This is a genomic window from Roseivirga sp. (assembly GCF_049099775.1).
GTDB lineage: Bacteria > Bacteroidota > Bacteroidia > Cytophagales > Cyclobacteriaceae > Roseivirga.
Genome location: NZ_JAGDZM010000007.1, coordinates 227,095 through 252,642, shown reverse-complemented (window position 1 = coordinate 252,642; position 25,548 = coordinate 227,095). Strand labels below are relative to the sequence as shown.

Sequence of the window (25,548 nt, the reverse complement as noted above, 5' to 3'; positions counted from 1 at the left end):
TTTTCTAGAACTTTATTTCTGAAATTCGTTTGCTCTAAGCGGATGAATAAGGCTATCTATCTTTTCTTATTACTACTGATATCAGGTATGTTATCAGCCCAAACGAAGCCTAGTTTCCTATTCAAAGGGCGCGTTGTAAGCAAAGATAGATTGGAGTCAATTCCTTTCGCCAGCGTCTTCGTAGTTACGCAAAATAAAGGAACTGCCACATCTCCTCAAGGCAACTTCAATTTCAGGGTATACATTGGCGATTCAATACGGATCACATCTGTTGGCTATGCGGATTATGCAGTAGTAATGACACGTGAAATGGCTAAAAAAGATAATATAGTCACGATTGAATTGAGTCCAAAAGCAATTGATTTAGATGATGTTGAGGTCATACAGCTTTCGGATGATTTTTACCTTCGACGTAAAAAATGGGATACGCTGAAACTAGATCTCCCAGATAATATCATGCAGCTTCCCCTTGGTCCAGGTTCAAATGAAATAGCCCCCCCTGCAAACACACCCATCAATTTCCCCATTGCATCGATTCCTATATTTCAAGAAATAAGCCGAAACCCAAAACAGGCAAGAATCATACGAAAAATGGAGGAGGCCGAGACTTTCCTTACGCTCAGAGAACGTGAAAGATTGAAGTATTTCAACAAAGATATTGTTAAGAAAGTAACTAGAATCGATAATCGAGTAATTGATGAATTTATGGAGTTTTGCCAATTTCTAGACGGAGAAATCATTGGCAAATCAGAATACGAAATCACGCAAAAGATACTGAAGCGTTACAAGGCTTTTCTACGGCGCTAGTCTAGGTACTTTTTAATATCATTCCACACCGTTTCTGCTACAATTTTATGGCCTTCAACATTAGGATGTATTCCATCTGAAAGGTTCAGCTCTGGATAACCTCCAACATTTTCCAAGAGAAAAGGGATAAGCTCTGAGTTGGTATCAGAAGCAACTTTCGGGAATAAGTTCTTAAATCTAGCCGTATAGTCTTGTCCTAAATTGGGCGGAATTTGCATCCCCGCTAAAATCACGATCGCTTTCGGATTTTTAGTTTTAACGCGCTTAACCATCTCCTTTAAATTCTTTTCTGTCTCATCCAAACTAAGCCCTCTAAGCCCATCATTGCCGCCAAGTTCTAGTACAAATACATCAGGTTTTGATTTTAAGATCCAATCAATCCGTCCCAATCCTCCTGCAGAGGTCTCTCCGCTTAGGCCAGCATTTATTACTTCATAAGCCATCTTATTGGAATCTAGTTTCTGTTGAACAAGTGCAGGAAAAGCTTGCTCTGGAGAAAGTCCATAACCAGCAGTAATACTGTCTCCGAAGAAGACGATTCTCTTCTTAACGTCTTGTGTATTAAAGTCCATCACACTAGCAGTTAAACTTAGCGCGATCAACAAAGTGCCAGTAACATTCAAGAGTTGTATATTGGGTCTCATTTATTATTTAGCTGACGAACCTAAACGGCTTACATTCGTCTTCATTATATCAAACATTTCAATCTCGAATATGTCAAATATTCTTGAGGTTTCTAACCTCACTAAAACATACTCAAGTGGATCAAAATCTTTAACGGTACTATCCGACATAAGTTTTTCTATCCAAGCGAGCGACAAGATAAGTATTGTAGGGTCATCAGGCAGTGGTAAAACCACATTGTTAGGCCTTTGCGCGGGTTTAGATCGTGCAACCTCAGGTTCAATTACCTTAAACGGAATAGCACTAGATAACCTCAATGAAGATGAACGGGCATTCGTTCGCAGTCAGCATGTAGGATTCATTTTTCAGAACTTTCAATTGCTCCCAACACTTACTGCACTTGAAAATATTATGGTTCCTATGGAACTTAGAAAGGAAAAGGCTATTAAAAAAAGAGCCTTAGAGTTGTTGGATAGAGTTGGACTTGCCGAAAGACATGACCACTATCCTACTCAACTATCAGGCGGCGAGCAGCAAAGAATTTCTATCGCTAGGGCTTTTTCTAATGAACCAAAAATTTTATTTGCGGATGAACCAACTGGGAATCTAGATGAGGAGACTTCTGAACGAATAGAAGCCTTGCTTTTTGACCTTAACAAAGAATCTGGCACTACGCTTGTTTTAGTTACACATGATCTTGAGCTCGCACAAAAAACTGATCGTATTATCAGATTAAAAGGAGGAATTCTGCAGCACAATGGATAAGCAAGTTGGTGTTTCTCCTCAAAAAGTATCCAGAAAATGGATTCTGAAAATGGCTTGGCGCGACGCTCGAAAGAGCCGATCGCGATTGCTATTATTTATCTCATCCATTGTAATAGGAATTGCTGCGCTTGTTGCCATTAACTCATTCAGTGATAACCTCCAAAGCGATATTAATAGTCAGGCGAAGGAATTATTAGGCGCCGATTTAGAACTGGCTAGCAACGATCCCAATTTTAGTTATGGAATAGTCGATTCGATGAATACGGAAGTTTCATTTGAAAACAGTTTTGCTTCAATGATCTTCTTTCCGAAGAACCAAGAAAGCAGGCTTGTGGATGTGCGTTCTTTGGAAGGTGGGTTTCCATATTATGGTAAACTAGAAACTGAGCCTATAAATGCTGAAGCAACTTTTAGAGATGGATCGGCAAAGGCACTCGTTGACCAAAGCGTTTTGGTTCAATATAACGTAGGTGTAGGCGATTCAATTAAAATAGGTCAGGTTACGTTTAAAATAGAAGGGGCTTTGATCAGTTCACCTTCTCAATCCATGGGCGCAACCCTTGTGGCTCCGGCAGTCTATATACCCATGTCTTATTTAGATAGTACAGGCCTAATTACTAGAGGAAGTCGTGTTTACTATCGTCGTTTTTACAAGTTTATAAATCCCCCGAAAGACTTTGACATAGATGCTCAGATTAGAGCGGATAGTGATTCGCTTAGGCTTTGGAAAATCAGTAGCGAAACGATTAGAGAGCGTAAAGAGGATACTGGAAGAACTTTCGATGACTTGGCAGACTTCCTAAACCTAGTGGCTTTTGTAGCACTTTTACTTGGCTGTGTGGGTGTTGCCAGTGCTGTGCATATCTATATCAAGGAGAAAATTAGACTTGTTGCCATCCTCAGGTGTCTTGGGGCCAGTGGTAAAGATGCCTTTTACATTTACCTAACACAAATTGGCATTTTCGGGCTTTTCGGCTCTATCCTTGGCGCCATTGCGGGTACTTTTATTCAAACTGTACTGCCTAAAATATTTGCTGAATTCTTACCTGTAGATGTGACTATCGCGTTGTCATGGACTTCAATTCTGGGTGGTGTAATCACGGGCCTTTTTATGTCCGTTTTATTCGCGTTGTCTCCATTGGTTTCCATTAGAAAAGCATCTCCTTTGATTACGCTACGAGGAGTAAACGATAATAAGCGTAGAGGTATAGACAAAATTCAGGCACTTATTTATAGTGCCATCTTTATTTTCGTTATCAGCTTCGCTTTCATCCAGATCGGGTCTTTCATTGATAGCCTTTGGTTTACGTTATTCATAGCGCTAGCCTTTGGTTTCTTGGCGTTAATCGCCAAAATTTCCATGTGGTTGGTCAAGAAATTCTTTCCGAGCAGCTGGAGCTATGTTTGGCGACAAAGTCTTGCAAACCTATATAGACCCAACAATCAAACACTAATTTTAATCTCATCGATTGGTTTAGGAACAGCACTGATTACCACACTTTACTTTATTCAAAGCTTACTCATCAGTCAGGTAGAAATTACTACTAATGAAGATCGACCAAACCTGATGATTTTCGATATTCAGAGCCATCAGGTAGCGGCGCTAACTCAGTTGACAAAGGATACAGGATTACTTGTAATGCAAAGTGTACCTGTAGTTACCATGCGGTTGAAATCTATCAATGGCCTTTCATATCAAAAAGCTATGGAAGATACGGTTAGAAACTTTCGGGGGAGTATGTTCCGACGCGAATGGCGAGTCACCTATAGAGACAGCCTGATTGAATCTGAAGAATTGGTTCAGGGAAGTTTACAAGAGAGTAATTCTACCGGAGACAACTTACCAGCTGTCAGTTTGGAAGAGAGTTACACCACAAGAAATAATCTAAAACTAGGAGATACTTTAGTATGGAATGTGCAAGGCGTGCCGATTTCGACTGTTTTGGGAAGCACGAGAGAAATAGATTGGAACAGAGTACAAACCAATTTTTTGGGCCTTTTCCCTTCGGGTGTTTTAGAAGCTGCTCCACAGTTTCATGTGCTGATAACTAGAGTACAGAGTGTGGAAGAAGGTGCTCTTTTTCAAAGAGAAGTAGTAAAGGCTTATCCCAATGTTTCAGTTATCGATGTGGGCTTGATTCTAAATACGCTCGATGACATTTTAGACAAAATAGCTTTCGTAATACGGTTTATGGCACTCTTTAGCATTGTGACAGGTCTTTTGGTGCTCATCAGTTCTGTAATTCTTTCAAAGTTTCAGCGCATTAAAGAAAGCGTGCTACTTCGAACAATGGGTGCTACAAGAAACCAAATACTCAGTATCAACAGCTTGGAATACTTCTTTTTAGGCAGTTTAGCTTCATTATCTGGTATTTCCTTGGCCATGTTGGGCAGTTGGGGACTTGCTTATTATTCGTTCGATTCAACCTTTATTCCGAACTTACTGCCAATAGCACTGGTCTACCTTACCATTACAGGGCTTACTATCATTATCGGGTTAATAAATAGCCGGGGAATTATTAGTAAACCGCCTTTAGAAGTACTAAGAAATGAAATTCAGTAAGGCTATACCTGCGGTTAACCCATCAAGGCACCACTCAACATGAGGTTAGCCTTGTTAAAAACAAATTTTACTAACATTGAAATTCAATTAATTCAATATCCATGAAAACAATAATGACTTTAATACTAGGGACCTTTTTGATGGTTCAAACAAGTGACCCTGCAAAAATAGCTGGTGATTGGGAAGCTACACTTGAAGCTCCAGGACAAAGTATTCCGATCGTTTTCCATATTACAAATACCGAAGGAAAACTATCTGCTACGCTTGATGTACCTAGCCAAGGTGCAATGGGTTTAAAAGTTGACACCATCACGTTTAAAGGCGACAAGGTGAAAATGGTTTTAAATCTTATTCCTGCTACTTATGAAGGCACTTTAAAAGATGGTAAAATATCAGGGAAATGGACACAAGGTCCTAACTCGGTAGATGCGGTGCTTACTAAAGTAAAGAAAGAAGGAAAGAGCTAAGCTACTCCTGTAAAGTATGTTGTTAAAGGTTGGGTTATTCTCTATCTTTTGAGAAGTCAACCTTTAATAATATGCGAATTAGAACCTACCTAGTCGGACTTTTCTGTCTGCTAATACTCTCATTTAATTCATCCTTTGCCCAAATTGAAAAAGCACCAGACCGTGCTGAAGGTGAAGGCCCGTTCAAAAGGCTTATTGTTCGAGGGGTTACGCTCATCAATGGAAACGGCGCACCTCCAACCGGCCCTGTCGACATTGTTGTAGAACAAAACATCATAAAAGGCATTTACAATGTCGGCTATCCAGGTCTTGCAATCCGCGAAAGAGACAGACCAAAAGCCAACCCCGGCGATCAAGAACTAGATGCTGAGGGCATGTATTTACTTCCCGGATTTGTCGATATGCACGGCCATATTGGAGGCACAGGTCAAGGAACTCCTTCCGAATATGTATTTAAGTTATGGCTAGCCCATGGTATTACAACCATTAGGGATCCATCGGCAGGTAATGGCTTAAAATGGGTTCTGGAACATAAAGAAAAGAGTAATAAAAACCTGATTACGGCACCTAGAATCTTAGCCTACACTGGATTTGGTCAAGGGGCAAAAGCGCCGATTTCTACGCCTGAATTAGCGAGACAATGGGTGAGAGACAATGCTAAAAACGGAGCTGATGGGATTAAATTCTTTGGCGCGGCACCAAACATTATGCAAGCTGCATTAGAAGAAAACAAGAAACTTGGATTACGATCAGCAATGCATCATGCTCAAATGGATGTGACAAGATGGAACGTACTTAACTCAGCGCGCGCCGGTCTTACTTCTATGGAACATTGGTATGGTTTACCGGAAGCGCTCTTCACTGATCGTATTGTGCAAAACTATAGCTTAGATTATAATTATAGAAACGAGCAAGATCGATTTGGAGAAGCTGGTCAACTTTGGAAACAAGCAGCAGAGCCCTTTTCCGAGCACTGGAATAAAGTAATGGATGAGCTAATTTCACTTGATTTCACCCTAGATCCTACTTTCAATATTTACGAGGCGAATAGAGACTTAATGCGCGCCTATAGTGCGGAATGGCATAAGGACTACACACTCCCTTCTTTATGGGAATTTTATAGACCAAGCAGAAGGTCTCACGGTTCTTATTGGTTCGATTGGGGCACTGAGCAAGAAGTGGCTTGGAAAGAGAATTACAGACTTTGGATGACATTCATTAATGAGTATAAAAACCGTGGTGGTCGTGTTACAGCGGGATCGGATTCAGGATTCATTTATCAGCTTTACGGCTTCGCATACATCAGAGAATTGGAGCTTTTAAGAGAATCTGGGTTTCACCCACTTGAAGTTATCATGTCAGCCACTCTGAATGGTGCCGAAGCAGTTGGTATGGACGATAAAATTGGTACAATCGAGGTTGGAAAATATGCCGACTTCTTCATTGTAGAAGAAAACCCGCTAAAAAACCTGAAAGTGCTCTATGGTACTGGCGCACTTCGCTTAAATGACAATAATGAAGTAACAAAAGTTGGTGGCGTTAAATGGACGGTGAAAGACGGCATTATTTACGATGCTAAACAGCTACTAGAAGACGTGCGTAAGATGGTAGAGCAGAAGAAAAATGGCCTTAGCTTTAAAATGACAACCAAATAGCGGCATGAAAAAACTTCTAGTCTGTGGCCTTATTCTTTCAGGAATACTTTTCAGTTCCTGCGAAAAGCACAAGGAACCTATTTACATACCAGAAAGCTTTCAAGCAGTTTCACTTTTGGGTGACTCATTAAATATACCCTTAAGAAATGTACGTACTGATTCTATTCTAAAAGCAAATATTGCACAAGCACAAAACGACTTCGATCTTGATAATAGTGAGATGAATACGATTTGGCTAGGCAGAAGACATGCTTATTTGAGCGATTATAAAAAGGCAATAAACATTTTTTCTGATGGAATAAAACGGTTTCCAAATTCGTACAAACTTTATCGCCACAGAGGGCATAGATATATCAGTATTCGCCAGTTTAACAAAGCAATTGCAGATTATCAGAAAGCCTATGAGCTAATGCCAAAAGGGGTTGAAGAAACGGAACCGGATGGGGCTCCAAACCAAATGAACATCCCTTTGTCTAACACACAGTTCAACATACTATATCATTATGGCCTGGCGTATTATCTATCAGGAGACTTCGAGAAGGCAGAAGAAATCTATAAAGAATGTATGGACTATTCTGGAAACCCTGACTTAAGAGTGGCTACTACTGATTGGCTTTACATGACTTTGAGAAGACTAGGTAAAACTGAGCAAGCCAAACGGCTTTTAGAGTCAATCGATCCTGAAATGGAAATTATTGAAAACGATAGCTATTTGAAAAGACTCAGTATGTATCAAGGAGCTTTAGCTGCTGAAGAGCTACTTCAAGGCTCAGGTGATGATGTGGCTTTGAGTTTGGCTACACAGGGATATGGTTTAGGAAATTGGTATTTGTATGAAGGTGATACTGCCAAAGCCAAGGAAATTTTCCAACGTGTTCTCCAAGGTAGTTCTTGGTCTGCATTCGGATATATTGCCACTGAAGCAGATTTCAAACGGCTGAATTAATTTTTAAATCCTTAAAACTAAAAAAGCCCAAGGTTGATACAACCTTGGGCTTTTTTACGATTTGTCTTTATTAACCTCTCTTCTTTTTTGCTAAAATCTGATCGGCTAAAAGTTTAATACTTTCCTTCAAATAGGCGTCTTTCATATCATCTAAAGATCTACCGCCTGCCGAAGAAGCATCGTCCAAAGAATCACCAATACTTACAGTGGCCTTTAATTCTCTATCTTTTCTACGCTTCTCAATATCATCTTGTTCTTTCTTGCGCTCCGCATAGTTTAGAGATACATATTTACGCTTTCTGTTTTCTCTCAGCTGCTTAATGTCCTCTTGTAAGTCAATTAACGTCTGATCTTCTTTCAAGCGTTGCTGATGCCTCTTTTCTAAGATTGAAAGCATATTTGGATCAACGTAGTCTAAAGTCTTAAAGTCTGCAGAAGCAATCTTGTCCCATGGCAAAGCACTAGGTTTAGAACTCTCACCAAATTCATCTGCACTGTATACAGATGGATATTCAATATCTGGAGTAACGCCTTTGTGTTGTGTACTACTTCCTGTTACGCGATAGAACTTAGCTATTGTGAATTTTAATAAGCCCAATTCATCTTCGCCTTTTTCTCTAAGAAAATCACTTAAACCACGAACGTTTTGAACCGTTCCTTTCCCGTAAGACTGCTCTCCTACAATAACACCTCTTTTATAATCTTGAATTGCACCGGCAAAAATCTCTGATGCCGAAGCTGAAAAACGATTAATCATTACATTCATCGGTCCTTCATAAGTCATCCCTTTATTGTCATCATCATACTTTTGAATCTGAGCTCGGCTGTCTTTTACTTGAACAACAGTACCACCTGGCAAAAACAAACCCGACAGGCTAATTGCCTCAACAAGCTGACCTCCACCATTATTTCTAAGATCGAGCATAATGCCATCAACACTTTCTGCCTCTAATTCCTTTATGATTTTTCTAACATCGTTGGTTGTGCTGGTGTAATCCTCTCCACCTTTATCGTAACCTTCAGGATCGAGGTAAAAATCTGGAACCGTTACAATTCCAAAATTGTAGTCTTTACCACCTTCAGTATATTTTATCACTTTACTACTCGCACGCGATTCATCAAGTTTAATCTTATCGCGAACTAGCATTACTTCCTTCATTTCAGAACCTGGAGTTGCTCCAGCTGGTAAAAGCTGTAACCTAACGAGTGTTCCTTTCGGGCCTCTAATTTGACCTGCTACTTCATCCGAACGCCAGCCCACTACATCAATCATTTCACCATCAGCTCCTTGCGCTACACCTGTCACTCTATCTTCTGCTTCAATTTCACCACTTAAGAAAGCTGGTCCACCAGGCCTTAATTCAGTGATTTTAGTGAAGTCATTATCTTGCTGTAAAGTAGCACCAATCCCTTCCAAGGACTTGCTGCTTTGCATTTGAAAATCTTCAGCATTCAAGGGTGTAAAATAATTCGTATGCGGATCGAAAGCGTTCGTCACCGAATTCATAAACATTTCAAAAACATCGTTGCTATTATATTTAGAAACATTACTCTGGAAACGTTCATAACGCTTTGTTAAAACATCGACTATTTTATCATAATCCGAACCACTAAGTTTCAATTGTAAAGCTTGATTCTTTATAGTTTTGCGCCATAAGTCATCCAGTTCCTCCACATTTTCAGCATATGGCTCTTTCTCTCTGTCGAATATTAAGCGTTCCTTTTTATCAAAGTCGAACTCATCGGTAACGTGTGCCAAAGCATATTCCAACCTTGCTTCTACCCGCTTTTTATAAATATTGAAGATGTAAAACGCTGGAACTAAGTCGCCTTCTTTAGACCTGTTATCAAGCTCATAACGATACTTTTCGAATGACTTGATATCACTTGCTAAGAAGTAATTCTTATTCCCATCTAGGGTTTCTATAAAATTATTGTAGATGACAGATGAAAGGGAATCATCGAGATCGGTTTCTCGGTAATGGAAGTAGTCCAAAATCTGGACAATTATTCTTGATTCTTTCAAATGAGCAGCCGTGGGCTGCAAATATTCCGTTGAATCTCTTTCTGCACCATAAACTGGTACGGTAAAGAAGATTGCCAACGGTAACCATAATAACTTTTTGATCATCTTCATTTCAACGCGGATTATTCTTAAACGTTACCCATCACAGGATATTAAATGTAATGAAATTCACCTGAATTAATGGGCTATGATATTACGCACTACAAGTATAATACCATAAGCGGTCAAAGTAGTTTCAACTTTGATGTAAACGGATGTTAAAAAATGCTAAATCATTGGCACCTCAGCGAATTTGTAGGGTTTGTGGTGGCGGCCTTTACCGACTGGAAAGTAACCGTAATCAAAGCAATAGACATGGCTACAACTGCTGAGATGACAAACCAAAACCAATCTATTTCTACCCGATATTCAAAATCGCCAAGCCAAGACTTCATAAGGAAATAGGCAACAGGAACGGCCAATAAAATGGCGACTCCAATTAATTGGGAAAACTGTTTCGACAGCAATAAGATAATACCAGAAATGCTTGCACCAAGTACTTTTCGCACACCAATCTCTTTGGTTTTTTGCTCTGCAGTAAACGCTGAAAGACCGAACAGTCCGAGGCACGCTATAAAAATAGCCAACCAAGTAAAGCTGAATACTAGCTTTCCAAAACGTTCGTCGGAAGCATATTGCTGCCCGAATTCCTCATCAAAAAACCGATATTCAAAGGGACTATTGGGGAATACCTCATTCCAAGCTGCCTGAATGGACTCAATTGTTCCACTAGCATCATTGGCCGCAAACTTTATGGCCAAGCTGCCACCATTATTAGGATTGTAGCGCATGGCTAAAGGTTCAATCTTGTGGCGCATATTGGTAAAATGAAAGTCTTTTACCACGCCAATGACTGTTGTTTCTTGTTGGCCAAAATTCAGCTTTTTTCCTACTGGATCTTCCCAAGCCAATTCTTTAGCCATAGCTTCATTAATGAGAACGGCTTGTTGTTGATCGGTTTGCATGTTGCGATCATACCCTCGCCCGTCTACGATCTCCATGCCCATTAAATCCATGAATTCATCATCGAAACTAAAAACGGAAATGATCCAAGTATCTTCAGCTGAGGCGCCTTCAGGTCTTACACGGTTTCTACCGAATGTCCTTCCTGGCATTCCTGCTGTTCGAGCAGTTTTATTCACCTCTGGAATTTCCTCTAGTTTATTCATAAAAACAGGCAAAGCTTGCTGCAAAGTTGGGTGACCTACGTTTAGCGTGACAATCTGCTCGGGATCAAACCCTTTATCAATATTCCGCTGATGTTGTAGCTGATCATACACGATCGCCGTGCCGATAATCATGGCAATGGAAATAGTGAATTGAAAAATTACCAAGGACTTCCTCAGTAAAACACCTTTAGCACTTGTTTTAAAAGAACCTCTTAATATGCCAATGGGATTAAATCCTGAAAGCATAAGCGCAGGGTAGCTCCCTGAAAATAGACCAAGAAATAAAACAAATAGCACTGAACCGATCAGCCATTCAACATTGCGTAAGAAGTAGACGGCTAAATTTTCCTCAATTGGCAGGTTCACTAATGGGCTAACTAAGGTCACAAACCCAATGGCTATGAATAAAGAAAGGAAGCAAATAACCACAGATTCTACCATAAATTGATTGATTAGCTGCCTTCTAAATGCCCCAAAAACTTTCCTTACACCAACTTCTCGAGCTCTATTGGTAGACCTTGCTGTAGATAAGTTCATGAAATTGAACGATGCGATGAGCATGACAAATAATCCTACCGCTGCGAGTGTATAGACATAATTAATGTCCGTTTGACTCAGGTTATAATTCTGAAATAAGATTCCACTGGATTTCAAATGAACATCGGCCAAGGGCTGTAGCGTTACACTGAAATTTTCTCCAACGTCATTCACTCTAATGAGTTCTTCCATTTTGCCTTCAACATTGGACTCGTTAGCCGGCGAATTCAGTTGAACATAGGTAGTCATGCTTATCGATCTCCATGACTGAATAAATTGAGCAAAATTGGAAGTTGTATCAGCCTGCAGCATCGATACCACCACATCAAAATTTAGGTGCGAATTCTCATTTACATCCCGCATTACAGCAACCACTTCAAGCCCCGTTTGGCCGCCAATATCAACGCGCTTCCCGATAGGGTCATCCGTGCCGAACGTTCTCTGAGCCATTGACTCGGATAGTACAACTGTATTTGGCTCTGACAGTGCTTTGTCTACATCCCCGTCTATTAATTTGAAATCGAAAACTTCAAAAAGCGAAGGCTCAGCATAGGCAAAATGCTCTGAATAATAGCCTTGCTGATCATAGGTGATGAGCTGACGGCCTTGGGTTAGCATTCTAACGCTATTCTCTACTTCCGGGAAATTATTCTTCATGGATTCCCCTAGAGCAGGCATTGTAATTCCTACCAAATTACTGCTCACGCCGAGCGCCTCGTCAATTGTTAAGACTCGAAATATTTCGTCAGATTTATCATGAAACTTGTCGAAACTGGTTTCATTCTGAACAAATAGGAAAATGATGATACAACAAGCAATTCCTGTTGATAAGCCCAGCACATTAATTAAGGAAGTACTCTTACTCTTTAAAAGACTTCTGAAGGCAATTTTTAGATAGTTTTTAAGCATGGTTTAGTTCTTAACCGATTTTGAAAAAAATTTGATACCAACATTATTTAAGTCTTCCAGCAGTTTCAAAGACCTCAAGCTTTAAAAATGGTTACCGGCTTAGTTGTTTAATTCTAGTTTGGCCAATTCAATCGCCTTATCCAAGGCCTTATCGGCAGGTATTTGAATGTGAGGCGCTATGCCTACTCCTTCCCAATTGGTTTTGGTAATTGGGTTAATCGCTTTTCCGCGAGGCACATTGACAATAAAATCACTAGTGATAATAGATGGGCCACCTGGATGTGCCCCGCCACCTGTGGTTTCTCCAATAATGGTGGCACGCTCTAAGTTTTTAAGGTTATAGGTAAACTCTTCTGCGGCTGAAAATGTGTAGTCGCTTGTTAGCACATATACTGGAATATCGGGCTTGGTTTCACTGGCAAATTCAGGGTTCGTCCATGTCTCAGAGTAGCTATCAGACGGCCGCCAATAAAACGTATTCAAATGAACCTTTTCATCGCCAAAAAGGTAGCTCGAAATAAATCGGATCATGCTAGGTGATCCTCCTCCATTCTGCCTCAAATCGAAAATGAGTGCGTCTGATTTGATTAATTTATCCATGGCTGGCTTGGCCACGTCCTCAGCCATACCGATGTCCATAAAACCTCTTAAATCAAGATAGCCAATGTTTCCGTCTAGAATTTTTACTTCTTCAAATCCAAATTTTCCATTCGACTCAGGACCAGGTCCAAAATCTCGGTTACGGATCGCTTTGGCCCTTTCACTATTAAAAGTCACTCGAATATGTTTATCGTTGATCACCGACCTCAAATCTTTTTCTAAAGCTGCCGCAAAAGACTGTTCCGTATTAAATTGACTGTAAGCATCAGATTTCAACTTAGAAAGTACCAAATCATGCATTGCCTTCCCTTTTTCAGGGTAGACATAGTTCTCATTCATGATTTTGGCTAAGCGTTGTACAACCTTCTTTTTATCAAATTCCTGAGCGGACAAGGAGAAGCTTAGCACAAATAATAGGACACAGATTTTTTTCATATTCTTAATTTATGTAAGTGCTTACGTATAATAGTAAGGTTGGTTTAAGAAATAACACTCGTTAACACTATTTGGACTTTGTTCTTAGGCTTGAAAGGAACGGATTCGTTCGTACATAGACTTATTATCCAAGGCTTCTTCCACCTTATCGAGGCTTTCTAGAAGTATCCCGCCCGATTCATCCAACAGCTCATCGTTGGCTTTTTTAATTTGACCCCAGAGGTCACTCATATGTGAAACGAGTTTTTCTCCTTTAGTAGAAAGCCTCAATAGGCGCTTTCGCTGATCGGCTTCATCTTTTCGCTCGTTTACCAATTTATTGGCCACTAAGACATTGGCCACTTGATTAATAGCAGGGTGTGTTTGCTTGAGCATAGAAGATAGTTCTGTCACTGCAAGTTCTTCTCCTTCTTTTAGGGCATAGACGAGCGTAAACCAACGAGGCTCAAAATCTAATTCAGACTCCTTATATATTTGGGAAACATCTTTGGCAAGACGTTCACTAAGATTTTTTAAACGGGTAGCCAATGCCAGGCTACCCAATTCTTCTATAATATCGCGTTCCAATTATTTCTTCTTTTTAGGCGCTATAAAAGGAACTTTCTCTGCCCTAATCAGCTCCATTAGCTCTTCCATTTTTTGATTCACTTTGGTAGCACCTACGATAGCAATTACATACTCTGCCTTTAGCGTTTCCACTCTGGCCCTTTGGCCATCGGTAACCGGTGGTTCTATGCCATCAATTGTTCCGTAGATGTGTAAAAGTTGTACCTCAAGTTTATTTTCAAAATTGATTACATCTTGAAATGTCTTTTGCTTCGGCTGTACAAAGTCAGCTTCCACCTCATTAATCATTTCTACAAGCTCATCTATGGCTTCGTGTACATTCGCAAATTCTTCCTGATCAATTCGCGATTTCATATCATTAACCTGAGTTCTTACTGATCTAACATTATTAGCCGTTTCCTGAATAGATTCAATCACTTCACGTACCTCTTCTAATAATTGTTGCTGTTCTTGATACTGCGCTGTAGTGGCTTCCCATTTCGGATCTGGTGACACATTTAATCGTTTCACAACTTCTTGATCGCCATAAGTCATTTTCATGGTATATGCCCCAGGTGCTACGCGATGCCCTCCGGCACCTAGCCCTACAAATACACCTTGAACGCCATCAAAATTCACTCTTGACAGGTTCCAATTCAGGCGATTCATACCCGACTTCTTGGTCAGTTTCTCTTGGCGATTGGCAGCGTCAGTTGCAAAACTTCTTACTACCATGCCTGATGCATCCATAAACTCGACTGACAAAGGAATAGAATCAACGTTTTCCTTGATGTAGTACATAATAGAAAAGCCCGGATATGGGTTTTGACCAATCGAAGTATTTCCGGTTCTGAAAGCATTGTCTCTAATCGCATTTTCTGGTTCAAACACATGGAAATCAGTATTCTGTGCATCCTTCAGTTCATATAATGGATTTAAGTCGTCCATTACCCAAAAAGCTCGGCCTTGGGTGGCAATGATTAGATCGTTTCCATGAACCATTAAATCTGTAATCGGTACAATAGGTAAGTTTTGCTGAAATTCATTCCATTTCACTCCTCCATCAAAAGACACATACAATCCTAGCTCAGTACCGGCAAAAAGCAAATCTTTTTGTTTTGGATCTTCCCTAACAACTCTTACGTGCGCTTCGCTTCCAATGCCATTTACTATTCTATTCCAAGTCTGTCCGTAGTCAGTAGACTTGAAGATGTGCGGGGTAAAATCGTTGAACTTGTATTTATTGAAAGCAACATATACTGTACCCGGATCGTGTGGTGAAACTTCTATTTGATTCACCATTCCATCTCCTGTATCAGGAATGGTTATTTCTGTCCAATCAGCACCGCCGTTTTTAGTAATGTGCAACATGCCATCATCAGCACCTGTATAAATTACGTCTGGCGTATGTGGCGATTCGGCTACATAGTATATAGCATGATAGATTTCTCCACCAGCACCTTCGTTAGTAATCGGGCCGCCACCCCAGTTGATCTTTGTACTATCATTTCTGGTTAAATCAGGGCTAATCTCTGTCCAAGTAATTCCTCGATTAGATGTTTTTAAAAGCTTATTACCGGCGTGATAAATCACTGAAGGATCGTGCTTTGACGCAATAATTGGTGCGTTCCAATTGAAGCGATATTTCACGTCTCGTGGATTTGTGCCTAAGCCTTGGAAAGGATAAGCCATTACGTCTTTCGTAAGCTTTGTTTTAGCGTTCCACTCGTCGATAATACCTTGGTAGCAGCCTGAATATATGTACTTAGGATCGTCAGGATCGAAGGCCGAGTAAGCACTTTCGCAACCACCTACTGGGAAAAAGTCCGAATTACTAATCCCTCCACCATTCACTCTAGACGCAATCGAAACCGAGCTATTGTCTTGCTGACCTCCATAAATTCTATATGGAAATTGTCTATCGGCATTTACTCTGTAGAACTGTGCCGTTGGTTGGTTGTCTTGTCTAGACCAATCTTTCCCACCGTTTATCGAAACATTCGCGCCACCGTCGTTGGCATTGATCAAGTACTGTGGCTTTTCTGGGTTAATCCACACTTGGTGGTTATCACCATGTGGAGTGTTTAAGTTCACAAAGGTTTTACCATTATCGGTTGATTGAACCAATGGTGCATTCATTATATAGACACTTTCTTCATCTGTCGGGTGAGCCTGAATGTGCATGTAATACCATGATCTTGCTCTTAATAAACGATCAGGATTAATAAGCTTCCAATTTTTACCGCCATTATCCGATCGGTACAAACCACCTTTATCGGCTTCGATAATAGCCCAAACTTTATTAGGGTTGGCTCTAGATACACTTACACCAATTTTTCCCATTACTCCTTTAGGCAGTCCTTTTGATAGCTTCTTCCAAGTCAATCCACCGTCGGTAGATTTCCATATACCACTACCAGGTCCTCCGCTTTGAACTTTCCAAGGAAATCTTCTGTGGTCCCAATAGGCGGCATAAATAATTCGTGGGTTGGTCATGTCCATACTCAAGTCACTAACCCCAGAATTTTCATCTATATAATGAACTTTAGTCCAAGTCTCACCACCATCTTCTGATCTATAAATACCTCGATCTTCTGTAGCGGCATAAGGACTTCCTTGCGCACCAACGATTAACACATCAGGGTTATCAGGATGGACTACAATTTTAGAAATCTGCCTAGTTTTCTCCAGGCCCATATTTACCCAAGTCTTGCCTGCATCGGTCGATTTATAAATTCCATCACCATGAGAAGTCATTACCCCTCTTACAGGTGCTTCACCCATACCGACATAAACCACATTAGGGTCCGATTCTGATACTGCGATAGCACCTACGGAAGCGGTTTTCATAAAGCCATCGGAAACATTTTTCCAGCTTTCGCCGGCATCGTCCGTTTTCCAAACTCCACCAGTAGCCCCCATGTAATACGTCATAGGATCTTGAACCACACCAGCTACTGCGGTAGCCCGACCACCTCTGAAAGGACCTACCAATCGAAACTCCATGGCATTGTAAAGGGCGGTATCATATGAAACGCCTGCAGGGGCTTCATTTTTCCTTTTTCTTCTTTGAGAAAGGGCATCTGGGGAACAGATAATAAAAGTTAGAGTTACAAGTATAAATAGTCGAAGCGTATTCATAGGTTTTAGTCTTGATGATCGGAAGGAACTAGAATTCGCTACCGATAAGTTTGGTTGAATTCTTAAGATACGCATTGCCAACAGTAAAAACCAACGGCATTTTGAAAGGTGATTTTGTATATTGGCTCAAACTGCTTTTTTCATGAAATTTAAACTACTGACTTCCTTCCTTTTACTAGCGTTTTTGTCGTTTACAGCTTGCGAGGATGGCGACGATCACGAGGAAGAAAAACAAGAAGAAGTTTCTCGCTTTGAGCGTGAGGGTTCGTCCATTCTTAAAGGTGTCAAGATCCCTGAAGGTAAATCTCTCTATTTGGCAAGTGGCATAGTGGCCACTGAAATAGATGCTAGCATACCTGCCGGAGATAGAGGTCGTTTTGGCGATACCTACGATCAGAGCGTGAGCGCCTTAAAAAGAATCGAAAATTACCTTTCTGAAGAAGGGCTTGGCCTAAAAGATGTAGTGTCTATGAAGGTTTATGTGGCTCCTGACCCAGAAAATGATGGAAAACCCGATTTTCAGGCATGGTTTAAAGCCTATGGCGAATACTTCGGTACTGATAGCAACCCTAATAAAGTGGCAAGATCAACCATTGGCGTTTACACTTTAGTCGACCCCAATAAATTTATTGAAATAGAAGTAAGAGCTGTTTACCCTTAACAGTTAAGTGAAATAGAAACCGATGAAAAAACTCAAATCAATTTTTTTAGCGCTGTTAACTTTAGCAGCATTTAGCCTTCAAGGGCAAACTCATAATGAATATGAAATCTCTTTCGATAATCGTGTTCATCATGAAACGAATATTAAAGTCAAATTTTCAAACCTCGAAAATAAGGTATTAGAAGTTCGCATGAGCCGAAGTTCACCGGGTCGCTATGCGGTACATGAGTTTGCTAAAAACGTGTATGCCGTTAAGGCAACAGATAGCAAGGGTAATGCACTTATCGTTACACGATCGGACCCAAGCCAGTGGAATATTGCCGGTCATGATGGAACAGTAAATTTTGAATATACACTCTATGCCAATAGGGCTGGAGGAACCTACTCTGGCATAGATGAACTACATGCACACCTGAATATTCCCGCTACTTTTGTTTGGGCGAAAGACCTAGGACACAGGCCTACGCGTCTTAAGGTTAATATACCTGACGGTTCAAATTGGAAAGTAGCTACCCAACTAAGAAACGAGGGCAATAACACATTCTATGCTCCTGATACTTACTATTTCATGGATAGTCCTATCCTCATGGCCGACTTGCACATGAGGGAAAGAATGATCGATGGGCAAAACATTCGATTAGCCTTAAATACGCCGGCCACCGATGCAGAAGTAGATGCATACTTCGAAGAGGTAATCAAAATCGTGGAGCAACAGAAAGCAGTATTTGGAGAACTGCCAAAATTCGACTTCGGAGCTTATACTTTCTTGTCTAATTATATGCCAAATGCCAGTGGTGACGGTATGGAGCACAGGAATTCTACCTTTGTCGTGAGCGGTAAACCTTTAGACAGACCGCTGGGTAATACCAGTATGGGCACCATGTCTCACGAATTTTTCCATGCTTGGAATGTAGAACGAATAAGACCTGCATCTCTAGAGCCCTTCAATTTCGAGGATGCGAATATGAGTGGAGAACTCTGGTTTGCCGAAGGTTTTACAAGCTACTACACCAACTTGATTAGAGCACGCTCGGGGAACATCACAAAAGAGCAATATATAAATGGTTTAGGCGGCGCTGTAAACTATGTAATAAATGCCCCTGGCCGTAAGTACTTCAACCCAATCGAAATGAGTTATCGCGCACCTTTTGTAGATGCAGCGGCATCCATAGACCCAGATAATAATGCTAACATTTTTATTTCTTATTACACCTATGGCTCTGTTCTCGGCCTTGCTTTAGATATGTCTTTAAGAAGCATGGACAATGGCAAAAATTTAGATGATTACATGAAACACGTTTGGAATACGCAGGGTAAAAAAGAAATTCCATATAGCGTACGAGATTTACAATCACGTTTGGCCGAATACGCTGGTGAAGCATTCGCTAATGAGTTTTTTAGCAATTACATTTTCAAGAGTGACATGCCTGATTATGAAGGCCTCTTCCAAAAGATGGGCGTCACCTTCCAACACACTAACCCAGAAGCACCTACACTCAGTGCATTTATAAGGATAAACAATGGTATTGGTAGATTGGCTGGTAATGCGATCATAGGGTCGCCTTTGTACCAAGCAGGTATAGAAAGAGAAGATAAACTGATCAGTATCAACGGTAAGTTACTTGCTGATGTGAAGAACGCGAACGAAACTATTTCGGACTTGAAACCGGGCGATCAAGTGAGTGTTGAAATTGATAGATGGGGTAAAAAAATGACCAAGATGGTAACTTTGGCTGCCAATTCTTCTATGCGCACAGGATGGGATCAAAATGCTGATGCTGAAGCCCAAAAAAGGCGTGAAGACTGGTTGAAGAAGAAGTAATTAGAGTTAATGATATCCTGTGATGAGTAAAGACAAATGAAGCCAAGCTATTATGTATATATCACAACTAACCCATCAAAAACTGTATTATATATTGGAAGAACCAACGACCTAACTCAAAGACTTACCGAACACTGGCTTGGAAAAGGTAGTGCAAAAACATTTGCTGGTAAGTATTACTGCTATAACCTTTTGTACTTTGAAGAAACCCAATATGTACTGAACTCAATCGATAGAGAGAAACAACTCAAAGGTTGGAGAAGGTCGAAGAAAGAATGGCTTATTGACCAGACTAACCCAGATCGAAGGTTTCTTAACAATGAGATTATGATTTGGCCTCCCCAAAACCCTTTCCATAGGAAAGAATTCGATTAGCGATATAAACAATTAGAAAATAGACCCTTCCGTAAAGTCAGGGTAAAAAAAGAGAGTGGCAAATAATAGTTTTTTCTATCCTGAGTTTATCGAAGGATCTTCATTAATAACAAAAAGGCCAAAACAATGGGTTTTGGCCTTTTTTATTTGAAAGTGGAAAAACTATAGTTCTACCACTTTATCTACATTAACAAATGATACTTCTCCTTGAGCATTCATTTCAATACTAACTACCGAGTCTTTTTGAATTTTACCAGAAAGAATCTGTTTCGATAATTCGTTTAGCACCTTCCGCTGAATTACTCGCTTTAAAGGTCTAGCTCCAAACTGAGGGTCATAACCTATTTCACCCAAGTAATCGAGCACTTCTTCTGTTGCCTCAATCTCTATCCCATTTTCTTTCAGCTGATTTTGAATAAGACCAAATTGAATCGACACAATCTGTCGGATATTAGCCTTACTCAATGGCATAAACATGATCGTCTCATCAATCCTGTTTAAGAATTCGGGTCTTACAGACTTTTTCAACAGATCGAACACAGAATTCCTTGTATCCTCAATCAGTTCTAACACATTATCCTCATTAATTTTTTCGAAATTCTCTTGAATCAAGTGCGACCCGATATTGGTTGTCATGATAATGATCGTGTTTTTGAAATTTGCCACACGCCCCTTGTTATCAGTTAACCTTCCGTCATCCAAAACTTGAAGCAGAATATTAAAAGCATCAGGATGTGCCTTTTCGATCTCATCTAAGAGGATTACTGAATATGGCTTTCTTCGAACGGCTTCCGTCAGCTGCCCCCCTTCATCATAACCAACATAACCTGGAGGTGCTCCAATAAGGCGACTTACGGCGTGTCTTTCTTGATATTCAGACATATCAATCCTCACCATATTGTTCTCATCGTTGAAAAGGTATTCAGCTAAAGCTTTCGCCAGTTCGGTTTTACCTACTCCAGTTGTTCCTAGAAAAATGAATGATCCTATAGGGCGTTTTGGATCTTGCAAGCCTGCCCTACTACGCCTTACCGCATCGGAAAGTGCTGCAATCGCCTCACCTTGACCTGCCACTCGATTCCCTAGCTCTTCTTCTAAGTGCAGTAGCTTCTCCCTTTCGGACTGAAGCATTTTAGCCACAGGAATACCCGTCCACTTTGCAACCACTTCGCCAATGTCCTCTGAATCAACTTCCTCTTTCAATAAGGTAGATCCATCTTGCATATCGTTCATTTTCAGTTTTAAGCCTTCCAATCTCGATTCTGCTTCTGTGATTTTTCCGTATCGGATTTCCGCCACCAAACCAAAGTCTCCTTCGCGTTCAGCTTTCTCAGATTCCATCTTATACTTATCGATATTTTCCTTTTCGGTTCGAATTCCTGTGATCACACTTTTCTCATTCTCCCACTTACCTTTCAAAGCATCACGTCGCTCTGATAATTCAGCAATCTCTTTAGAAAGTACCGATTCTTTATCCTTATTCCTCTCACGTCGGATGGCTTCCCTTTCAATTTCGAGTTGCATAATCTTTCGATTCAATTCGTCCAATTCTTGCGGAAGAGAATCAATTTCTATTCTCAATTTCGCCGCTGCCTCGTCCATTAAATCAATGGCTTTATCTGGCAAATAACGATCCGAAATATATCGACTGGAAAGCTCAACCGCAGCAATTACGGCATCGTCTTGAATCCTGACACCATGGTGAACTTCATACTTTTCTTTAATACCTCTCAATATTGAAATGGCATCTTCCTGATCAGGTTCATCAACTACAACTGTCTGAAACCTACGCTCTAAGGCCTTGTCTTTCTCTATATGCTTCTGGTATTCTTTTAACGTGGTTGCTCCTATGGCATGCAATTCACCTCGAGCCAATGCTGGTTTTAAGAGGTTGGCAGCATCCATAGCCCCCTCGCCTGCTCCAGCACCAATTAAGGTGTGAATTTCATCGATAAACAGGATAATTTCTCCATCAGAATCTTGCACTTCCTTGATCACTGCCTTAAGTCGTTCTTCGAATTCACCTTTGAACTTTGCACCTGCCACAAGCAGTCCCATGTCCAAGGATATAATGGTTTTCGACTTTAAGTTTTCAGGTACGTCACCATCTACAATACGTTGGGCCATGCCCTCCACAATAGCTGTTTTACCCACACCGGGTTCACCCACTAACATTGGGTTGTTCTTGGTTCTTCTTGAAAGTATTTGAAGTACGCGCCTGATTTCCTCATCGCGACCAATAACAGGATCTATCTTACCGTTTTTGGCCAGTTCATTGAGATTTTTAGAATACTTATTGAGGGATTGGTAATTCCCTTCTGCATGCTGATCGGTTACGCTATTACCTCCGCGAAGCTCCTTTATCGCCGCAATCAGTTCCTTTTTATTAAAGCCTAATGATTTCAATAAAGAAGCAACTTTATCTTTTCCGTTCAATAGACCTAAAACGATATGCTCTATCGCTACAAACTCATCTTTGAACTCTTTTAAATAGTCTAATGCTTTAGTCAGTGCCAAATGTCCATCATTCGACAGATATGGTTTCTGACCACTTGCTTTTGGATAAGCCATCACTATCTCCTCCAACTTGGTGTCAAGTTGTACCCTATTCACTCCCAACTTTTTTATCAAGAAGGACATTACAGTCTCATCCGATAAAAGGATAGCACTCAACAAGTGGCCTGGTTCTATGGCTTGCTGATCGTTTCCGGTTGCAAGCTCGGCCGCCTTTTGAATAGCTTCCTGCGATTTGATGGTATAATTCTTAAAATCCATTTGTTTTCCATTTCCCTACCTATAAAAAGGCAGACAACCAAGGTTAACAAAGAATAGTCCATTCCTAGAATTCGGAAATTTTGTCTTGATTCATGCTCTAATCACTCCAAAACGGACATTTTGTCACAAAACACTGATAAAAAATCAATGTACATCCAGATTTAGCTTGCTCATTTATCAGCAAGCTAAATACAGCCTACCGTACATGGAAAATTCACATATTCAGTGACTTAGGAATGAACAAAAGCGCGAAAAAGTCGTTTTTTTCGATAACACACAGATTATGGGAAATAAAACACTACTTATAGTCCTTGCTCTATTAAGTTTTTTTCCAGCAGTTATGGGTCAAAAAAATATTGACCTTAAATATGCAAAAGCTTTGGAGCGGTATCAGGAGAACCTTCCTACAGAAAAAATTTTCGTTCATCTAAACAAGGCTGAATTTACTCAGCAAGAAACTATTTGGGTCAAAGCATATGTGATGGCCGGAGCCAATCATTTGCCTTCCACGTTGAGCAAAACTGTGTACTTGGAATTACTAAATAGCAATGGGAAAATAGTTGACCGAATTACCATGCGCTCCAACAATGGTTTTGGTCAAACAAGTTTTGAAATTGACTCGCTTTGGACACAAGGCGATTACTATTTACGAGCCTATACAAATTGGATGAAGAATCAAGGCCAATCGTTCTTCTTTCAAAAGAAAATTCAAATTGTTTCCATCGATCCGAATGAGAACCTTTATGTTAACACCAGTATCCCAGCACCAGTAGTCCGCTTTTATCCGGAAGGAGGAAACTTAATAAAAGGACTTCAATCTTGGTTGGCTTTCGAGATAAAACATGTTTCAGGGGACACCATTCACGGAAAAATCTATGATAAAAACGACATAGAAATCTTAGCATTTAAAACACAACACGACGGCCTTGGCCGAGTTCCATTTTTACCGATGACAGAAGGGTATTACGCCCAAATAGATGGGCTAGAAGAAAAATGGTCTCTGCCAACAGCTTTAGAAAAAGGTACTGTCATGTCGGCCAACATATCGAACAATGATGACATCCTACTTACCTTCAACTCTTCATTGCCTGGTAATTACGCCTTACTGGCTCATACAAGAGGACAAATGGCCTATCGTGCAAGCATTACGCTTGACGATAAAAAAACCAGAGTAACCATCCCAAAAAATACCTTGAATGAGGGTATTACTACGATTACTTTATTCAATGAAAATGGACTACCTGTAGCCGAACGCCTTATTTTTATTAATCACAATCATGGATTAAATGTTAGCATTACGACTGATAAAAAGCAATACAATAAAAGAGACCTTGTGAATCTAGAAATCGAAGTCGAGGATCGGTTTGGAAATCCTGTTCAAGGTTCATTTTCGCTTACGGCTACAAATAAAGCATTAGTTAATAACGATCAAACCACATTTAATATCCGAGCCTATCAGTTGCTGAAATCAGACCTTCAAGGGCATATCTCAAATCCATCTCAATATTTTGAACCGACAGCATCGGCTAAAATAAATGCAGACTTACTGATGATGGTAAATGGCTGGCGTCGTTTTAATTGGGACAATGTTTTCATTCAAAACCTACCGGAACCTGAGCACTTTGTCGAGCAAGGCTTAACGGTAAAAGGCAGGCTCTACAGAGATGGAAAAGATCTTGTCAAGGGAGGTCAAGTCTTCATGTTCAGCACCCTAAACCCAAATGAATCGAAAGATTTACAGATTACCAATGAGAAAGGAGAATTCATGTTTACGAATAAAGTCTTTAATGATTCGACTGATATCACCATTCAAGGCTTTCATAAAAATGGGAAAAAGAATATCAATCTTGCTTTAGACTCAACAAGCTATGAAGTAATGCCTTTAAAGGTTTACAACAATAACTACACACGGGTTGACACTGTTCGTCAGCAAAGCTTTAAAGAATACATGATGACTACCGTGAGGGTAGACACCACTTACAGAAGAGAAAATGGAGTGATATTGCTTGGAGACGTAGTTGTAACAGCAAAAGATGGTCGTGAGGCTGTATTGAGCCAACGAGAGAACACTTCAATGAACGTTGTGATGGTAGAGGACATCCCCTATGAGGATAAAAAGGGGCGAGATGTATTCAATATAATGCTGGGAAGGGTTGGCGGCTTTATGTTAGGCGCCAGCAATGGAGCAGAAGGTGTAGAACTTGGCATCCCTATGTTAGGCGCAAGCGAGAGATGGAAAACACCACCGGCAATAATCTTAGATGGTAGATCTATTAATTATAAAGAAGCAAATGATATAGATGCAAGTAGGATACAATACGTTGGGGTATCACGGCAAGATGGCCCTCCGGGAGTTATTTTCATCTATACATTGCCTTTAGAGGCGTATTATGCATCCATACCAAAAGGCCCAAGTTATTTCACAGGAAAACTACCAGGATACCACGTAGGTAAGGAATTCTATAAACCAGTGTATGATGGAACCGAAGAGGCTTCTTTTAAACCTGACATGAGGAATACCTTACACTGGGCACCAAACATAATTACTAATGAAAACGGTAAAGCTACCATCAGCTTTTATACCGCAGATGACTTGACTGAGGTGGAAATTGATATTCAAGGCATGGCCATAAATGGAAGTTCAGGATACCGTTCGGCAACATTTAATGTGACCAAAAAGGAATAA

The 25,548-nt window shown here is 40.4% G+C and carries 17 protein-coding genes; 10 read left to right on the top strand and 7 right to left on the bottom strand.

The window, feature by feature from the left end:
• Positions 1 to 42 precede the first annotated feature (42 nt).
• Complete coding sequence (locus tag JXQ92_RS12105) at positions 43 to 807, top strand: carboxypeptidase-like regulatory domain-containing protein (protein ID WP_421986881.1); 765 nt, start codon at positions 43 to 45, stop codon at positions 805 to 807.
• On the opposite strand, the gene JXQ92_RS12100 is transcribed toward JXQ92_RS12105, so the two are convergent.
• Positions 804 to 1,451 (bottom strand): arylesterase, encoded by a 648-nt coding sequence (locus JXQ92_RS12100; protein WP_421986880.1) that lies wholly within the window; start codon positions 1,449 to 1,451, stop codon positions 804 to 806. The two genes, JXQ92_RS12105 and JXQ92_RS12100, sit on opposite strands and share 4 nt — an antisense overlap.
• Before the next feature lie 70 nt (positions 1,452 to 1,521).
• Between JXQ92_RS12100 and JXQ92_RS12095 the strand changes: the two genes are divergently transcribed.
• From JXQ92_RS12095 to JXQ92_RS12075, 5 genes are all read left to right on the top strand, one after another.
• Positions 1,522 to 2,196, top strand: coding sequence for an ABC transporter ATP-binding protein (locus tag JXQ92_RS12095; RefSeq protein ID WP_421986879.1), 675 nt, complete (start codon positions 1,522 to 1,524; stop codon positions 2,194 to 2,196).
• Positions 2,189 to 4,759, top strand: coding sequence for an ABC transporter permease (locus tag JXQ92_RS12090; RefSeq protein WP_421986878.1), 2,571 nt, complete (start codon positions 2,189 to 2,191; stop codon positions 4,757 to 4,759). The genes JXQ92_RS12095 and JXQ92_RS12090 overlap by 8 nt, the downstream gene beginning before the upstream one ends.
• A gap of 101 nt (positions 4,760 to 4,860) precedes the next feature.
• Positions 4,861 to 5,226: a hypothetical protein gene (locus JXQ92_RS12085; RefSeq protein ID WP_421986877.1), complete on the top strand. Its 366-nt coding sequence runs from the start codon at positions 4,861 to 4,863 to the stop codon at positions 5,224 to 5,226.
• Positions 5,227 to 5,297: 71 nt separating this feature from the next.
• Positions 5,298 to 6,881, top strand: coding sequence for an amidohydrolase family protein (locus tag JXQ92_RS12080; protein WP_421986876.1), 1,584 nt, complete (start codon positions 5,298 to 5,300; stop codon positions 6,879 to 6,881).
• Between the two features lie 4 nt (positions 6,882 to 6,885).
• Positions 6,886 to 7,827: a tetratricopeptide repeat protein gene (locus JXQ92_RS12075; RefSeq protein WP_421986875.1), complete on the top strand. Its 942-nt coding sequence runs from the start codon at positions 6,886 to 6,888 to the stop codon at positions 7,825 to 7,827.
• 70 nt (positions 7,828 to 7,897) lie between these two features.
• On the opposite strand, the gene JXQ92_RS12070 is transcribed toward JXQ92_RS12075, so the two are convergent.
• From JXQ92_RS12070 to JXQ92_RS12050, 5 genes are all read right to left on the bottom strand, one after another.
• A complete protein-coding gene (locus tag JXQ92_RS12070) occupies positions 7,898 to 9,964 on the bottom strand; it encodes a carboxy terminal-processing peptidase (protein WP_421986874.1) in 2,067 nt (688 codons plus the stop codon).
• 161 nt (positions 9,965 to 10,125) lie between these two features.
• Positions 10,126 to 12,507: an ABC transporter permease gene (locus JXQ92_RS12065; RefSeq protein WP_421986873.1), complete on the bottom strand. Its 2,382-nt coding sequence runs from the start codon at positions 12,505 to 12,507 to the stop codon at positions 10,126 to 10,128.
• 99 nt (positions 12,508 to 12,606) lie between these two features.
• Entirely contained in the window at positions 12,607 to 13,542 is a 936-nt protein-coding gene (locus JXQ92_RS12060) for a S41 family peptidase (RefSeq protein WP_421986872.1), read from the bottom strand.
• A gap of 84 nt (positions 13,543 to 13,626) precedes the next feature.
• On the bottom strand, positions 13,627 to 14,109 hold the full coding sequence (locus tag JXQ92_RS12055; protein ID WP_421986871.1) for a MarR family winged helix-turn-helix transcriptional regulator: 483 nt from the start codon (positions 14,107 to 14,109) through the stop codon (positions 13,627 to 13,629).
• Positions 14,110 to 17,229: a VPS10 domain-containing protein gene (locus JXQ92_RS12050; RefSeq protein ID WP_421986870.1), complete on the bottom strand. Its 3,120-nt coding sequence runs from the start codon at positions 17,227 to 17,229 to the stop codon at positions 14,110 to 14,112.
• A 142-nt stretch (positions 17,230 to 17,371) separates the two neighbouring features.
• Between JXQ92_RS12050 and JXQ92_RS12045 the strand changes: the two genes are divergently transcribed.
• The 3 genes from JXQ92_RS12045 to JXQ92_RS12035 are packed head-to-tail and all read left to right on the top strand — an operon-like array spanning position 17,372 to position 20,087.
• On the top strand, positions 17,372 to 17,890 hold the full coding sequence (locus JXQ92_RS12045; protein WP_421986869.1) for a RidA family protein: 519 nt from the start codon (positions 17,372 to 17,374) through the stop codon (positions 17,888 to 17,890).
• A 22-nt stretch (positions 17,891 to 17,912) separates the two neighbouring features.
• Positions 17,913 to 19,712 (top strand): M61 family metallopeptidase, encoded by a 1,800-nt coding sequence (locus JXQ92_RS12040; RefSeq protein WP_421986868.1) that lies wholly within the window; start codon positions 17,913 to 17,915, stop codon positions 19,710 to 19,712.
• 36 nt (positions 19,713 to 19,748) lie between these two features.
• Positions 19,749 to 20,087: a GIY-YIG nuclease family protein gene (locus JXQ92_RS12035; RefSeq protein WP_421986867.1), complete on the top strand. Its 339-nt coding sequence runs from the start codon at positions 19,749 to 19,751 to the stop codon at positions 20,085 to 20,087.
• Between the two features lie 162 nt (positions 20,088 to 20,249).
• On the opposite strand, the gene clpB is transcribed toward JXQ92_RS12035, so the two are convergent.
• Positions 20,250 to 22,862 carry an ATP-dependent chaperone ClpB gene (gene clpB, locus JXQ92_RS12030; protein WP_421986866.1) on the bottom strand — a complete coding sequence of 871 codons (2,613 nt, stop codon included), beginning with the start codon at positions 22,860 to 22,862 and terminating at the stop codon, positions 20,250 to 20,252.
• A gap of 283 nt (positions 22,863 to 23,145) precedes the next feature.
• Between clpB and JXQ92_RS12025 the strand changes: the two genes are divergently transcribed.
• Complete coding sequence (locus tag JXQ92_RS12025; RefSeq protein ID WP_421986865.1) at positions 23,146 to 25,548, top strand: hypothetical protein; 2,403 nt, start codon at positions 23,146 to 23,148, stop codon at positions 25,546 to 25,548.